At 68.2% G+C, this 14,704-nt stretch carries 13 protein-coding genes and 1 riboswitch; of the genes, 10 read left to right on the top strand and 3 right to left on the bottom strand.

The window, feature by feature from the left end:
- Positions 1-21 precede the first annotated feature (21 nt).
- A complete protein-coding gene (locus Q9235_RS12935; protein ID WP_306227884.1) occupies positions 22-1,614 on the bottom strand; it encodes an ABC transporter substrate-binding protein in 1,593 nt (530 codons plus the stop codon).
- Positions 1,615-1,645: 31 nt separating this feature from the next.
- Complete coding sequence (locus Q9235_RS12940; RefSeq protein WP_306227885.1) at positions 1,646-2,182, bottom strand: MarR family winged helix-turn-helix transcriptional regulator; 537 nt, start codon at positions 2,180-2,182, stop codon at positions 1,646-1,648.
- 140 nt (positions 2,183-2,322) lie between these two features.
- Here Q9235_RS12940 and Q9235_RS12945 point away from each other — a divergent pair, with 140 nt between their 5' ends.
- From Q9235_RS12945 to Q9235_RS12990, 10 genes are all read left to right on the top strand, one after another.
- A complete protein-coding gene (locus Q9235_RS12945; RefSeq protein ID WP_306227887.1) occupies positions 2,323-3,024 on the top strand; it encodes a creatininase family protein in 702 nt (233 codons plus the stop codon).
- A gap of 22 nt (positions 3,025-3,046) precedes the next feature.
- Positions 3,047-4,021, top strand: coding sequence for an ABC transporter permease (locus Q9235_RS12950; RefSeq protein ID WP_306227889.1), 975 nt, complete (start codon positions 3,047-3,049; stop codon positions 4,019-4,021).
- Positions 4,018-4,896 carry an ABC transporter permease gene (locus tag Q9235_RS12955; RefSeq protein WP_306227890.1) on the top strand — a complete coding sequence of 293 codons (879 nt, stop codon included), beginning with the start codon at positions 4,018-4,020 and terminating at the stop codon, positions 4,894-4,896. The genes Q9235_RS12950 and Q9235_RS12955 overlap by 4 nt, the downstream gene beginning before the upstream one ends.
- Positions 4,897-5,053: 157 nt before the next feature.
- Positions 5,054-6,766: a dipeptide ABC transporter ATP-binding protein gene (locus Q9235_RS12960; RefSeq protein ID WP_306227891.1), complete on the top strand. Its 1,713-nt coding sequence runs from the start codon at positions 5,054-5,056 to the stop codon at positions 6,764-6,766.
- Positions 6,767-6,777: 11 nt separating this feature from the next.
- Positions 6,778-7,683 (top strand): polysaccharide deacetylase family protein, encoded by a 906-nt coding sequence (locus tag Q9235_RS12965; RefSeq protein ID WP_306227893.1) that lies wholly within the window; start codon positions 6,778-6,780, stop codon positions 7,681-7,683.
- Positions 7,684-9,230: 1,547 nt separating this feature from the next.
- A complete protein-coding gene (locus Q9235_RS12970; protein WP_306227894.1) occupies positions 9,231-10,184 on the top strand; it encodes an OmpA family protein in 954 nt (317 codons plus the stop codon).
- Positions 10,185-10,295: 111 nt separating this feature from the next.
- A complete protein-coding gene (locus Q9235_RS12975; protein ID WP_306227896.1) occupies positions 10,296-10,574 on the top strand; it encodes a hypothetical protein in 279 nt (92 codons plus the stop codon).
- Between the two features lie 48 nt (positions 10,575-10,622).
- Positions 10,623-10,820 (top strand): hypothetical protein, encoded by a 198-nt coding sequence (locus Q9235_RS12980; RefSeq protein WP_306227898.1) that lies wholly within the window; start codon positions 10,623-10,625, stop codon positions 10,818-10,820.
- Between the two features lie 71 nt (positions 10,821-10,891).
- Positions 10,892-10,996, top strand: a riboswitch (TPP riboswitch).
- A gap of 77 nt (positions 10,997-11,073) precedes the next feature.
- Positions 11,074-12,999 (top strand): phosphomethylpyrimidine synthase ThiC, encoded by a 1,926-nt coding sequence (thiC, locus tag Q9235_RS12985; protein WP_306227900.1) that lies wholly within the window; start codon positions 11,074-11,076, stop codon positions 12,997-12,999.
- Complete coding sequence (locus Q9235_RS12990; protein ID WP_306227902.1) at positions 12,996-13,736, top strand: hydroxyethylthiazole kinase; 741 nt, start codon at positions 12,996-12,998, stop codon at positions 13,734-13,736. The genes thiC and Q9235_RS12990 overlap by 4 nt, the downstream gene beginning before the upstream one ends.
- Before the next feature lie 40 nt (positions 13,737-13,776).
- On the opposite strand, the gene Q9235_RS12995 is transcribed toward Q9235_RS12990, so the two are convergent.
- Positions 13,777-14,637: a hypothetical protein gene (locus Q9235_RS12995; protein WP_306227904.1), complete on the bottom strand. Its 861-nt coding sequence runs from the start codon at positions 14,635-14,637 to the stop codon at positions 13,777-13,779.
- Positions 14,638-14,704: the final 67 nt, after the last annotated feature.

Consider the following 14,704-nt stretch of genomic DNA (forward strand, 5'->3'; position numbering starts at 1 on the left):
ATGGCGTCGAAGGCGGCCCCGTTACTTCTTGGCGGGCTTGATGTCCATCGCCAGCGTGTCCTCGTCGACGCGCGGCGAGATCGTCACCTTGTCCTTCTGCATCGCCCAGGCCGAGCCGACGGCGGCGATCGGCAGGCGCGGCCGGTCCTTGGCGACGATCGCCGCGGCGTCGGACAGCATCGTGTTGCGTTTGGCCTCGTCCATCTCGACGGCCGCGTCCTCGATCAGCTTGTCGACCTCGGCATTCTTGTAGCCGAGCACGTTGAAGGCGCCGAGCTTCTTGGCCGGGTCGTTGGAGTGGACCACGGAGGACAGCGTATAGTTCGCCTCGCCCGTCAGGGTGCCCCAGCCGGACATAGACAGCGAGAAATCGCCGCGCGTGCGGGCCGGGAAGAACACGGCGCCGGGCTGGGCGTTGGCGTTCACCTCGATGCCGATGCGCGCCAGCATCTGCGCGATCGAGGTGCCGACCTGCCGGTCGCCGGGCAGGCGGTCATTGGTGAAGGCGAAGCCGACCTTGAAGCCGTTCGGGTAGCCGGCCTCCTCCATCAGCTTCTTTGCCTTGGCGAGATCCGGCTTGAGCGCCGGCAGGCTCTTGTTGAAGCCGGCGATGGTCGGCGTCACCAACTGGTTCGCGGGGGTGCCGAGCCCCTCCATCGCGATCTCCGCCAGCGCCGGGCGATCAATGGCGAGGTCGATCGCTTCGCGCACCTTCACGTCCTGCAGCGGGTTCTTCGGCAGGGCCGAGCCGTCCTTGGCGGTGAGCTGCGGGGTCTTGTCCCGCATGTCGAGCTCCATGTTGAAGAGATAGACGCTCTCGATCGTGGTGACGGCGAGCTTGGCGTCGCGCTTCAGCGTCGGCACGTCGGAAGCCGGTGCGCGCACGATGATGTCGACCTGGCCGGCCTTGAGCTGTGCGACGCGGGCGGCGTCGTTGGGCAGTTCCTTGCGCACGACCTTGGCCCAGGGCTCCTTGGCGCCCCAGTAGCCGTCGAACCGGTCGAGAACCATCTGGTCCTTCGGCGTCCAGGAGACGAACTTGTAGGGGCCGGTGCCCACCGCCGCCTTGCCGGAATTGAAGGCCTCGTTGGCATTGTCCTTGGTCAGGCCGGCGGCGGCCTTGTGCGAGACGATGAAGAGCCGGATGAAATCGTTCGGCAGGTTCGGCGCTGGCCCGTCGGTGATGATATGCACCGTCAGCGGGTCGACGATTTTCACCTCCTTGACGCGCCGGACATAGATCGTCGTCGGGTTCGGCCCGGCGACGACCGGGATGCGCTCGATCGAGAACTTGACGTCCTCGGCGGTGAAGTCCGAGCCGTCGTGAAACTTGACGCCGGGACGCAGCTTGAACTCCCAGACCGTCGGCTCCAGCGTCTTCCAGCTCAGTGCGAGGCGCGGCTCGATCTGGAGCTTGTCGCCCGACCAGGTCAGCGTGTCGAAGACATGCTTCAGCGCCTCGGCATGAGTGCCGGTCGCGGTGAAATGCGGATCGATCGATTCCGGTCCGGCGCGGACGCCGATGGTCAGCGTTTGGGCGAGCGCGCCGGTCGAGACGGTGGCGCCGAGCAGGGCGGCGAAGGCGGCTAGGCGGAAGGTCTGCGTGAGTTTCATGACGGTATCCCCTGTTTTCGTGGTTTTATCGTTATGATTGGAGTTCCTGAGGCCAGGCGGGCGAGGCAATGACGAGCTTGTCCATCAGCGCGCAGAGCTGGCGCTGCTCTTCCTCGCTGAGGCCGGCGAGCATCGTCGCCTGATGCTCGACCATCGGCACCATGGTCTCGTCGAAGATCTTGCGGCCGGCCGGCGTGAGATGGAGCACATAGCTGCGCAGGTCGGCCGGATCGGTCTCGCGCTTGAGCAGGCGTCGCTGAAGCAGTTTCTGCACGGCGCGCGAAAGCGTGTTCTTCGGCAGGCCGGAGGAGGCGACGATGTTCTTGGCGGCGACGCCTTCCTTCAGTCCCACGGCGTAGAGCGCGACGAATTCCGGGCGGACGAGCCCGTAGCGCGTCTCGATCCAGCGATAGACCGGGTCGTTGAAGCGGAACGCGACGAAGTTCAGCCGGAAGGACAGCCAGCAGGGATTGTCCCAGAGCTTGGTCACGGTCAGCGGGTCGAGCTCGGCGAGCGCAGCTTCGCGCTCGGGGTCGACGCGGGAAGGAAAGGTCGGCGCGCGTCGCATCGGGGAAATCTCTCGACCGATTTAGTTCCAAATGGAACTTGACGCTACCGGAGGCGAGAGTCAAGGATGGCTCCGGCGGGCGGCCAGCGCGGCCTGCCGGGATTGTCTACCGCTTGCCGCAACGAAGCAAGGATCGCGCCGTGCGTGTCGCCGACTTGAACTGGATGCAGATCGAGGCCCAGGCGAAGCGGGACGATCGCTGCGTCCTGCCGCTCGGCAGCGTCGAGCAGCACGCCTATTTGAGCCTTGCGACCGACGTGATCCTGTCCGAGCGCGTGGCGCAGGAGGCGGCCGAGCCGCTCGGCATCCCCGTTTTCCCGGTCCTGGCTTATGGGCTGACGCCGGGCTTCCTGAATTTCCCGGGCAGTATCTCGCTGAAGATGAGCACCTATGCGGCGCTCCTCGGCGACATCTTCGACGGCTTCTACCGCTCCGGTTTCCGCCGCATCATCCTGGTCAACGGCCATGGCGGCAATTCGCCGGCGCTGAACTTCGCCACCGAATGGCTGGATGCGCATCCCGATGCCAGCATCCGCCTGCACAACTGGTGGGCGGCGCCGCAATTCCAGGCGGCGGTCCAGGCGGTCGATCCGGCGGCCTCGCACGCCTCCTGGATGGAGAACTTCCCCTGGACCCGGCTCGCCGGCGTCGCCATGCCCGATACGCTGAAGCCTCCCTTCAACACCGCCGAATACCAGGCCGCGAGCCCAGCCAAGCGCCGGGAGATCCTCGGCGACGGCAATTTCCACGGCCTCTACCAGCGGCCCGACGAGGAGATGCTCGGGCTCTGGCAGGTCGGCGTCGAGGAGACGCGGGCCGTGATGGTGGAGAACTGGCCGTGAGGCCGCGTCGGAAACTCCAGCGATGCTAGGCCACGTCGCCATCCGGCTGGCGCAGGCGCTCGTCGTCATGCTCGTCATGTCGGTGCTGGTCTTCGTCGGCGTCTATGCGATCGGCAACCCGATCGACGTGCTGATCGGCCCCGATGTCAGCCAGGAGCTGCGCCTCCAGACCATCGCACAATACGGGCTCGACCGGCCGCTCTGGGAGCAGTACCTGACCTTCCTCGGCCGCGTGCTGCATGGCGATTTCGGCCGCTCCTTCGTCTTCGGCATGCCGGTGATGGACCTGATCCTGTCGCGCCTGCCGGCGACGCTGGAACTGACGCTGTTGGCGGTCTGCGGCGCGGCCCTGATCGGCATTCCCGCGGGAATCTATGCCGGTTACCGGCCCGATAGTGTCGCCTCGAAGCTGATCATGACGGTCTCGATCCTCGGATTCTCCGTGCCGACCTTCTGGATCGGCCTCGTGCTGATCATGGCCTTCGCCGTCGAATTGCAATGGCTGCCGGCCGGCGGGCGCGGCGAGACCGTCTCGATCTTCGGCGTCGAATGGAGCTTTCTCACGCTGAACGGCCTGAGCCATCTGCTTCTGCCGGCGCTGAACCTCGCCTTCTTCAAGCTTGCCCTGATGACGCGTCTCGCCCGGGCCGGAACGCGCGAGACCATGCTCTCCGACACCGTGAAATTCGCCCGCGCCGCCGGCCTCTCGGAATGGACCGTGCTGCGCCGCCATGTGCTCAGGCTGATCGCGATCCCGCTCGTCACCGTCTTCGGCCTCGAATTCGCCTCGACGCTCGCCTTCGCGGTGGTCACCGAGACGATCTTCTCCTGGCCCGGCATCGGCAAGCTGATCATCGATTCCATCCAGTCGCTCGACCGGCCGGTGATGGTCGCCTACCTGATGCTGGTCGCCTTCGTCTTCATCACCATCAATTTCCTCGTCGACCTCGCCTATGTCGGTCTCGATCCGCGGCTCAGGAAAGGAGGCGCGCGATGAAGGACGCCTCTCCCGTCGCCCGCTTCTGGGCCGAATTCCGTGAGAGCAGGACGGCAGTCATCGCGCTCGCCGTCGTCGTCCTGATCATCGGCATCGCCCTGCTCGCGCCGCTCGTCGCGCCGCAGAATCCCTACGACCTCGCCAATCTCTCGCTCTCCGATGCCCGCCGTCCGCCGGGCTTCGTCGGTGAGGGCGGCTACACCCATTGGCTTGGCACCGATGCGCAAGGTCGCGACCTGCTCTCGGCCATCCTCTATGGCCTGCGCATTTCCCTGCAGATGGGGCTGGTCGCCGGCGCCATCGCCTTCACGCTCGGCGTTGCGCTCGGCATTGGTGCCGCCTATGCCGGCGGAAGGCGCGAGGCCTTCATCATGCGCGTCATCGACCTGCAGCTCGCCTTTCCGGCGATCCTGCTGGCGCTGGTGCTCTCGGCTTTGCTGGGGCAGGGCAAGATGCAGCTCATCGCCGCGCTCGCCGCCGCGCAATACGCCTATTTCGCCCGCACGGCCCATGGCGCGGCCTCGGCCGAGCGCGGCAAGGACTATGTCGAGGCGGTGCTCTCGACGCCGTTGCCGGGCTGGCGCGTGGTACTGCGCCATATCTTCCCGAACTGCCTGCCGCCATTGATCGTGGTCGCGACTGTGCAAGTGGCGAACGCCATCGCGCTCGAGGCGACGCTCTCTTTCCTCGGCGTCGGCCTGCCGGTGACCGAGCCCTCGCTCGGCATGCTGATCGCCAACGGCTTCCAGTACATGCTCTCGGGCCGCTACTGGATTTCGATCTATCCGGGCATCGCGCTGATCGTGCTGATCGTCGCGCTCAACCTCGTCGGGGATCGCATCCGCGATCAGGTCAATCCGAGGCTGAAGCGATGAGGGGCTTCAAACATGCGAGCCCTCATCCTGAGGAGCCGCGTAGCGGCGTCTCGAAGGATGTTCCAGGAGGCTCGGGAACTATCTGGAGCATCCTTCGAGATGCGCCTGCGGCGCTCCTCAGGATGAGGGCTGAAAGATATCTGCAAGGGGCGCAGCGATGAGCGACGCGCCTCTCCTCGCCGTCACCGACCTCGCGACCCATTTCCACGCCCGTGCCGGGGTGGTTAAGGCGGTCGACGGCGTCTCCTTCGCGCTGAAGCGCGGCGAGGTCATGGGCCTCGTCGGCGAATCCGGCTCGGGCAAGAGCATCACCGGCTTCTCTATCATCGGGCTGATCGATCCGCCCGGCCGCATCGAGCCGGGCTCCTCGGTGAAGCTGGAAGGGCGTGAGATCGTCGGTCTCCCCCCGGCCGAACTGCGAAAAATCCGCGGCAAGCAGATCTCGATGGTCTTCCAGGACCCGATGATGACGCTGAACCCGATGCTGACCATCGGCACGCAGATCAGGCTCGCGCTGGAAGCGCATGAGACGGTCTCGGGCGCCGAGGCGCGCCGCCGCGCGGTGGCGGCACTGGCGCAGGTCCGCATTCCCGATGCCGAGGCGAAGGTCGATTTCTACCCGCATCAATTCTCCGGCGGCATGCGCCAGCGCGTCGCCATCGCGATCGCCCTGCTGCATCGACCGAAACTGATCATCTGCGACGAACCGACGACCGCGCTCGATGTCTCCGTGCAGGCGGAAATCCTCGCCGAGATGAAGGAACTCGTGGCCGAGCTCGGCACGGCGCTGATCTGGATCAGCCATGACCTCGCCGTCGTCGCCTCGCTCGCCGACCATGTCTGCGTCATGCGCCACGGCAGGATCGTCGAGGCCGGGCAGACGCTCGACGTGCTGACCCATCCGCAGCATCCCTATACGCAGTCGCTCCTCGATGCGCTGCCTTCGCGCTCCGAGCCAGGCAAGCTCTTGGCCGGTGGTGTCGGTTCCGATGTCTCCCCGCCGCCTCGGGCCATGAAACAGGCAGCCCCTGCCGTTGCCGACGCCGTCCACTATGTCCGCATCGAGCATGTCGCCAAGCGCTTCGCCGGGACGCCCGGCCTCTTCCGCAAGCTCGCCCAGAAGGCCGGCCTGTCGAAGGCGCCGTCTGCGGTGCAGGCGGTCGACGATGTCACGCTGGTGCTGAAGCGCGGCGAGGCGCTCGGCCTCGTCGGCGAATCCGGCTCCGGCAAGTCGACGCTCGGGCGCGTCGCGGCCGGCATCTATGCGCCCGACAGCGGCGCCGTCCGCATCGATGGTGCGCCGGTGATGAGCGCGGGCGAACAGCCGCACAAGGTCACGACGCGGGTCCAGACCATCTTCCAGGACCCCTTCGCCTCGCTCAACCCGCGCATGACGGTCGGCGACAGCATCGCTGAGGGGCCGTTGGCGCATGGGCTCGTCGAGCGCGCGCAGGCAAAGGATTACGTTCGGCAATGGCTCGCGGCGGTCGGGCTCAATCCCGATTTCGCGGATCGCTACCCGCATCAGTTCTCGGGCGGCCAGCGTCAGCGCGTCGCCATCGCCCGGGCGCTGGCGATGCAGCCGGATGTCGTGGTCTGTGACGAGCCGGTCGCCTCGCTCGACGTCTCGATCCAGGCGCAGATCATCAACCTGCTGATCAGGCTGCGGCAGGAATTGGATCTCACGCTGATCTTTATCTCGCACGACCTTTCGGTCGTCCGTCACCTCTGCGACCGCGTCGCCATCATGTATCGCGGCCGGATCGTCGAGAGCGGCCCGGCCGGCGAGGTCTACGACCGCCCGCAGCACGATTACACCAAGCGCCTGCTCGCCGCCGTGCCGGTGCTGCCGGGCGCCGTGACGACCTGAGGAGAGCCACCATGACCAGCCAGTCCGATGAACTCCTGCCCTGGCAATGGCCGGAAGAGGTCTGGCGCGGCAAGGTCGAGCAGGTCCGCGCCGGCCGAAACCTCAAGCCCGCCAAATGGAAGAACGGCGCGCGTTGCGCAGTTGCCCTCTCTTTCGACGTCGATCATGAGACCAACGAGTTGCGCGACGGCGGCAAGTCGGTCGGGCGCCTCTCCTGGGGGCAGTACGGCAACCGCGTCGGCGTGCCCAAGATCCTCGACCTGCTGAAGCGGCAGGACATTCCGGCGAGCTTCTTCGTGCCGGCCGTCACCGCCCTGCTTTACCCGGAGGAGCAGCGCCGCATCATCGGCGCCGGCCATGAGATCGGCCTCCATGGCTGGATTCACGAGGTCAACACGGCGGTGCCGCCCGCCAACGAGCGCGAACTGCACCTGCGCTCGGCCGATACGCTGGAGAAGGTCACCGGCATCCGGCCCGTCGGCATGCGCACGCCGTCCTGGGATTTCTCCGACGTGACGCTCTCGATCGAGCGCGAGCTCGGCCTGCTCTACGATTCCTCGCTCTTCGCCGATGACGACCCCTATGAGATCGTCGAGAAGGGCGAGCCGACCGGCATCGTCGAACTGCCGGTCGAATGGATCCGCGACGACGCACCCTATCTCAGCATGAACCGCTTCCAGGCGCTCCGCCCCTATACCTCGCCGGAAGCGGTCTTCGACATCTTCCGCCGCGAATTCGAGGGCGCCTATGCCGAGGGCGGGCTCTTCCTGCTGACCATGCACCCGCATGTCATCACCTATCGCTCGCGCTTCTGGATCCTCGAGGAGCTGGTTCGATTGGCCAGGGCGAAGGGCGACTGCTGGTTCGCGACCCATGCCGAGATCGCAGCCTATGTGAAGGCGCAGGCCGGTATCTGATCGTCTACCCGAGGGAACCGCTGCCCGATTCCTGCCGTTTTCGCTTCATCGGGGGTTCAGGCCGGAGGCGGCCTGATACCCGCACGTTGAAACAAACGACGGGAAAAGAAATGCGCACGAAACGCTGGTTGCTGGTCGGGACCGTCCTGCCGGCCCTCGTCCTTTCGCAAGCCGGGCAGGCCTTCGCCGAGGCCGGATACCAGGTCGCACAGGCCCCCGCCGCTGGAGACAAGGATGATCCGCGTGGGCCGAGGCGCCCGCAACCGCCATCGGGCGCGGAGCCGGGCCAGCGCAGCCCGGAACGGCCCGCCGCTCCGGCGGCCCCGGCTCAGCCGCAGGCCCCGCGTCCGCCGCAGATGCAGCCGGCCCCGGCCGCCCCACGGGCGCAACCTCCTGCCATGCCCACGCCGCCCGCCGAGCCGCCGGCCGCGCGTCCACAGCCGGAACGCCCCGCTGTGCCGCGTGAGGCACCCGCGCCTCGCGCCGCGCCGTCCCCGAGCGAGGCACCCGCAGCCCGCCCGACGCCGCCGCGCCCGCCGGCCGAGCCTACGGCTCCGACGCCGCCCCGCGCGGCGCCTCAGCCTGGCGCCGGCGCACCGCCAGCGGCCGCTCCGCGTGGCGGCCCAGCCGTTCCGCCCTCGGCTCAGCCCTCCCAGCCTCGTCCGCCGGGGACGCCGCCTGCCACGGCACCGAGCGCCCCGGCTCTGCCCGGCGCGGGTGCGCCGCCCTCCGCAGTTCCGCGCGGCGGCCCGGCTGTTCCGCCGTCGGCTGCACCTTCCCAACCACGCCCGCCGGGGACGCCGCCTGCCACGGCACCGAGCGCCCCGGCTCAGCCCGGCGCGGGTGCGCCGCCCTCCGCAGTTCCGCGCGGCGGCCCGGCTGTTCCGCCCTCGGCTGCACCTTCCCAACCACGCCCGCCGGGGACGCCGCCTGCCACGGCACCGAGCGCCCCGGCTCTGCCCGGCGCGGGTGCGCCGCCCTCCGCAGTTCCGCGCGGCGGCCCGGCTGTTCCGCCGTCGGCTGCACCTTCCCAACCACGCCCGCCGGGGACGCCGCCTGCCACGGCACCGAGCGCCCCCGCTCAGCCGGGTACCGGCGCGCCGCCATCAGCCGTTCCGCGTGGCGGCCCGGCCGTTCCGCCTTCGGCTCAGCCTTCCCAGCAGCGTCCGCCGGCCGACGCGCCCCAGCCCGGCGCTCCCGCTGCCCCCGCTCAGCCGGGGACGGCCGCTCCGACGCCGACCCCGCCCGCAGGCGCGGCTCCGGCCCAGCCCACGCGCCCCGCTCCGGGAACGCCTCCGGCTGGGGCGCCCGGCGCTCCGGCTCCGGCCCAGCCCGGTGCTGCGTCTCCGACTCCGCCGGCAGGCGCCGCGCCGGGCCAGCCGAACCGGCCCGCTCCCGGCATGCCGTCCGGCGGGGCCCCCGGCACGGCTCCGCAACCTGGCGCTGCCACTCCGGCGCAGCCCGGCGCGGCTCCGGGGCAGCCGCCTGCCGGACCTCCCGGCCAGCCGCCTCAGCGTGAAGGCCGCCGTGGCGGCATCTCGCCGGGCGTGGCCGGTGCGATCGGCCTCGGCGCCGGCGTCCTCGGCGGCATCATGGCGACGCAAGGGGCGCAGCGCTTCGAGGATATCCGCAGTCGCCGCGAGGAACGGCGCGAGGGTGACGTCACCGTCATCCGCGAGCCCGGCCGCACCATCATCCGCGACGATGACGGCCGTGCCATCATCCGCCGCGACGAGGACCAGCGCTTCCGTGATCTCGGCTGGCAGGGCCGTTCCGAGCGCCGCGGCGACGAGAACCGCACGGTCTTCGAGCGGCCGGACGGCACGCGCATCGTCACCGTCACGGACGAGGAGGGCCGGCTGATCCGCCGCACCCGCGTCGACCGCGACAACCGCGAGGTGATCATCATCGACAACACGCTGCGGGACCGTCCGGGGCGCTTCGCCGACGATGTCGTCGTGCTGCCGCCGCCGCCGCTGCCGATCCCGCGCGAGCGCTATATCGTCGACGCGGACCGGGCCGACGAGAACCTGATCTACGAGACGATCACGGCTCCGCCGATCGCCGCGATCCCGCGCCGCTACACGCTGGACGAGGTCCGCTACTCGCCGGACCTGCGCGCCCGCATGCGCAGCGTCGATATCGACACGATCAATTTCGACTCCGGCTCATGGCAGGTCGGGGCCGATCAGGGGCGCCGCCTCTCTGTGATCGCGGATTCGGTGAAGCGCGCCCTGCAGCGCTCGCCGAACGAGGTCTTCCTCGTCGAGGGTCACACCGACGCGGTCGGCGCCGATGTCGACAATCTCTCGCTCTCCGACCGGCGTGCCCAATCGGTCGCGGAGATCCTGACGCGCGACTTCCAGATTCCGCCGGAGAACCTGACGACCCAGGGCTATGGCGAGCAATATCTGAAGGTGAACACGCAGGAGGCCACACGCGAGAACCGGCGCGTCACGCTCCGGCGCATCACGCCGCTGCTGAGCGGCCAGAACCAGTAGCGATCGGGTCGAGCCGCTTTCCAGGCGGCACCGCTCTTCCGCAGGCGCAGGGAACAGTCGTTTCCTGCGCCTGTTTCGTTTCCGGAGGAATGGCCGAAGGGAGATGCCGTCATGAAAAAGTTTGTTCTGGTTCTGGCCGGATCACTGATCGCTAGCTCACCGGCAATTTTGCCCGGACAGGCGCAGACTGTTTCGCCTCCGACCAAGCAACGGGCGCCCGGCGTGCCGCTGGCGCCGCGATCGGGAGAGGCCGCCCGCCCGCCGGCGGCCAATAGCGCCGCGCCCCGCGACGAGAAGCGCGGCACCAGCGAGGACAAGGCGCAGACACCTGTCAGGCCTGACCGCGACCTGCCGATGCCGAAGCCGGTGCCTTCGATCATTGCACCTTGAGCGACCGGGTTGAGGATTTGGTAGGGTTGCCGGGCTAGGGTGCCCGCCATGAGCGACGCCGTTTCCCTCGCCACCAACATCCTGACGATGCAGGCAGCCTCGACGCAGCAGGCGCTCTCCATCGAGATGCTCAGGCAGAATGCGCAGGCCGAGCAGGGGCTCCTCGCCATGCTCCAGCAGAACGTCGAGCAGACGCAAGCGACGTTGCCGGCCGGGCAGGGCATGCTGGTCGACCGGACCGCCTGAGCCATTCCTTCCAATCCTATGGGAGCTTCGCTGAGCCCGTTGCCAAGCGGCGGCGCTGCGCCTAACCTCGTCTGCGTTCCGAGGGGTGCCCGAAAGGGCTGAGACGGCTTTCGAAGCCGAACCCATCGAACCTGATCCGGGTCATACCGGCGGAGGGACTGGAACGCGGCGCGGCCTTGGCCTGCACCCGCATCACAGCGCTTGAACCGCTTCGACGCCGGATCTCCTGACCTTTACCAAGGAGGAGATCCCCATGAATGCCCACACCAAACCTCAGAAGAACAGCGTCAAGACCGCGCCCAAATTCTCGGCCCCGACCGGCGTGACGACCGGGCCGATCATCGGCTCGCGCAAGATCTATGTCGCGGCGCCCGAGCATCCCGAGATGCGCGTGCCCTTCCGTGAGGTCGTACTGACGACCGATGCAGAGCCGCCGGTGCGCCTCTACGACCCTTCAGGCCCCTTCACCGAGACCGACGCGAAAATCGACCTCAACGCCGGCCTCGTCCAGCCGCGCCGCGCCTGGCTCGATGCGCGCGGCTTCGATGTGGTCGTGGGCCGTGCCGTCACCGCAGCCGATAACGGCAACATCTCGGCCGAGCAGCTCGTGCCCGCTTGCCCGGCAGAACGTCCGATCCTGCAAGCCAGGCCCGGCCAGCTCACGACGCAGTACGAATTCGCGAAGGCCGGTATCGTCACGCCCGAGATGATCTATGTCGCGCATCGCGAGAATCTCGGCCGCGCCGCCATGCTCGAAGGCGCGCGCGAGCGCCATGCCGATGGCGAGAGCTTCGGCGCCAATGTGCCGGAATTCGTCACGCCGGAATTCGTCCGCGAGGAGATCGCGCGCGGCCGCGCCATCATCCCGGCCAATATCAACCATCCCGAGCTGGAGCCGATGGCGATCGGCCGCAATTTCCTGGTCAAGATCAACGCCAATATCGGCAACTCCGCCGTCACCTCCGGCGCGGCCGAGGAGGTCGAGAAGCTGGTCTGGGCGATCCGTTGGGGCGCCGACACGGTGATGGACCTCTCCACCGGCCGCAACATCCACAATATCCGCTCCTGGATCCTCAGAAACTCGCCGGTCCCGATCGGCACGGTGCCGATCTATCAGGCGCTGGAGAAGGTCGGCGGCGATCCGATCAAGCTCGACTGGGAGGTGTTCAAGGACACGCTGATCGAGCAGGCCGAGCAGGGCGTCGACTATTTCACCATCCATGCCGGCGTGCGCCTGCCTTACGTTCCGCTGACCGCCAATCGCGTCACCGGCATCGTCTCGCGCGGCGGCTCGATCATGGCGCGCTGGTGCCTGGCGCATCACAAGGAGAGCTTCCTCTACGAGCGCTTCGACGAGATCTGCGGGATCATGCGGCGCTACGACGTCTCGTTCTCGCTCGGCGACGGCCTGCGTCCGGGTTCGATCGCCGATGCCAACGACCGGGCCCAGTTCGCCGAACTGGAGACCTTGGGCGAACTCACCAAGATCGCCTGGGACAAGGGCTGTCAGGTCATGATCGAGGGCCCCGGCCATGTGCCGATGCACAAGATCAAGGAGAACATGGACAAGCAATTGCGGGAATGCGGTGAGGCGCCCTTCTACACGCTTGGACCGCTGACCACCGACATCGCACCGGGCTATGACCATATCACCTCCGGCATCGGCGCGGCGATGATCGGCTGGTATGGCTGCGCCATGCTCTGCTACGTCACGCCGAAGGAGCATCTCGGCTTGCCCAATCGTGATGACGTCAAGACCGGCGTCATCACCTATCGGATCGCGGCGCACGCCGCCGATCTCGCCAAGGGTCATCCGGCCGCGAAGATCAGGGATGATGCGCTCTCTCGCGCCCGTTTCGACTTCCGCTGGGAGGACCAGTTCAACCTGGCGCTGGACCCCGACACGGCGCGCGAATTCCATGACGAGACGTTGCCGAAGGACGCCCACAAGGTCGCGCATTTCTGCTCGATGTGCGGTCCGAAATTCTGCTCGATGAAGATCACGCAGGACCTCCGCGCCGAGGTTCTGGCGATGAGCGACAACGAGAGGGCTAACCTCGAAGCGATGGCGCGCGATCAAGCAGCAGCGCAGATCGAAATCCAACAGCAGGGCATGGCCGCGAAGTCGAAGGAATTCCTCGACAAGGGCGGGAGTATCTATCTACCTGCTGCTGAATGAGCGGATTCAGCGAAAAGCTCGACGCAGGCAGCGTAGCATCGATCCTCGCGCGGGTGGCCAGGCGCCGCCCGCGCGTCCATTGCCTGACCAATACGGTGGCGCAGAACGTCACCGCCAACATGCTGCTCGCGATCGGGGCGGTGCCCTCGATGGCGAGCCATCCCGACGAGGTCGAGGCCGTCGCCGCAGGGGCGGGCGCGATCCTGATCAATCTCGGCACGCTCAGCCTCGAAGGCGAGCGCGCCATTCCGAAGCTGATCGGCGTCGCGCGGGAGCGCCGCATCCCGCTGGTGCTCGATCCGGTCTTCGTCGAGCTCTCGCCCTTGCGGCTGCGGCTGGTCGGCGACGTGCTGGCGCTGTTCGACGTGCTGGTGCGCGGCAATGCCACGGAAATGGCGACGCTGGAGCCGCTTTTCGCGCTCCGGAGGGACATCGTGCGCGTAACCACCGGCGCGGTCGACCGCATCGAGACGGAAGACCGCAGCCTGTCGGTCGCGCATGGTCATGAATTGATGAGCAAGGTCACCGGGCTCGGCTGCGCATCGAGCGCGCTGGTCGCGGCCTGCCGTGCTGTCGAGCCCGATCCGGTGATCGCGGCCGGGGCGGCGCTCACCGCCTATGGCATCGCCGGGGAGATCGCGGCCGAACGTGCGGCCGGTCCCGGCAGCTTCGCGATGCATCTCATCGATGCGCTGGCCGGGCTCGACGAGGCCGCGCTCGCGGCGCGTGCGGGATGACAGCGCCCTATGAGCGCGCTTTACGACGGTGCTCTGCCCGCTATTGCGTCGGCGACAGCGGTAGCGGCGCGGGCTTCGGGCGCGGCTTGGGCTTGGCGGCGGCTGGCTTCGGCTCGGTGTTGAGGCCGAGCCGGGCACGCAGCGAGGCGGCCCGCGCCTCGGTGATCCGGGCGCCGCAGAAACCGAACTGGCCCTCGCGCTGGAAATCCCGGCAGATCATCTCGCGCTCGGCCGAGAAGCCGGCCTGTTCGCGCGCGACCACGCGCTGTTCGACGGCGTCCGACTTGGCGGTCAGCGTCCGGTAGCCCTCGCGGACGGCGCGTTCTGCATTGCCCCGCGCCTTCTCGATCTCCTTGGCTTGTCCGGCGACCGTGCGCGCATCGGGCCCCCAAAGCCCGCGCGGGTCGATCCGGCATTGTGCGGCCTGGACGACGCAGGGCTCCGTCGGCTCGACCACGAGGAAGGCGCCGTCGAGCACGTCGAAGACGATCGGGCAGATCGGCGCTTCCAGCTTGTAGCGGGGAACGCCGGCCGGGCGCCCGAGCGCGGTGACGGGGAGGGGCGCGTCGCCGAAGGAGACGGCGCAGGGCTCGACCAGATTGACGCTCTGGAAGCCGTCGAGATTGAGCTTGAGGCCATAGCCCGTCGGTGTCTTCGAAAAGATCGCCTCGCCATGGTTGCCGTGGCGATGCAGCGCCTTGCCGAGGATGGCGTCCTCGCCGGCGACCTGGATGGCGGGCATGCTTGGCGGGCGTGGCGCCGCCGGCGCACCGGGCTGGGAGGGCGCGGCCTGCTGGGTTCCCGGCGCATTGAACGGCTGGGCACCCGGCAATTGCAGCGGTTGCGCATGCGCCGTCGACGCGGCTGCCGCGAGGGCCATCGAGGCGAGGATGAGGCGCATCGGTCTTGTCATGGCGGCCAGCGAAACCGGAACGGCCTTTCTGAATGAAGGCGCAGGCAGGCTGACG

Source organism: Bosea beijingensis (assembly GCF_030758975.1).
Classification (GTDB): Bacteria; Pseudomonadota; Alphaproteobacteria; order Rhizobiales; family Beijerinckiaceae; genus Allobosea; species Allobosea beijingensis.

What these genes read in the sequence shown, in the direction of transcription:
- Q9235_RS12935 (WP_306227884.1), bottom strand. Translation starts at nt 1,614, where the DNA reads ATGAAACTCACGCAGACCTTCCGCCTAGCCGCCTTCGCCGCCCTGCTC.
- Q9235_RS12940 (WP_306227885.1), bottom strand. Translation starts at nt 2,182, where the DNA reads ATGCGACGCGCGCCGACCTTTCCTTCCCGCGTCGACCCCGAGCGCGAA.
- Q9235_RS12950 (WP_306227889.1), top strand. Translation starts at nt 3,047, where the DNA reads ATGCTAGGCCACGTCGCCATCCGGCTGGCGCAGGCGCTCGTCGTCATG.
- Q9235_RS12955 (WP_306227890.1), top strand. Translation starts at nt 4,018, where the DNA reads ATGAAGGACGCCTCTCCCGTCGCCCGCTTCTGGGCCGAATTCCGTGAG.
- Q9235_RS12960 (WP_306227891.1), top strand. Translation starts at nt 5,054, where the DNA reads ATGAGCGACGCGCCTCTCCTCGCCGTCACCGACCTCGCGACCCATTTC.
- Q9235_RS12965 (WP_306227893.1), top strand. Translation starts at nt 6,778, where the DNA reads ATGACCAGCCAGTCCGATGAACTCCTGCCCTGGCAATGGCCGGAAGAG.
- Q9235_RS12975 (WP_306227896.1), top strand. Translation starts at nt 10,296, where the DNA reads ATGAAAAAGTTTGTTCTGGTTCTGGCCGGATCACTGATCGCTAGCTCA.
- Q9235_RS12980 (WP_306227898.1), top strand. Translation starts at nt 10,623, where the DNA reads ATGAGCGACGCCGTTTCCCTCGCCACCAACATCCTGACGATGCAGGCA.
- thiC (WP_306227900.1), top strand. Translation starts at nt 11,074, where the DNA reads ATGAATGCCCACACCAAACCTCAGAAGAACAGCGTCAAGACCGCGCCC.
- Q9235_RS12990 (WP_306227902.1), top strand. Translation starts at nt 12,996, where the DNA reads ATGAGCGGATTCAGCGAAAAGCTCGACGCAGGCAGCGTAGCATCGATC.
- Q9235_RS12995 (WP_306227904.1), bottom strand. Translation starts at nt 14,637, where the DNA reads ATGCGCCTCATCCTCGCCTCGATGGCCCTCGCGGCAGCCGCGTCGACG.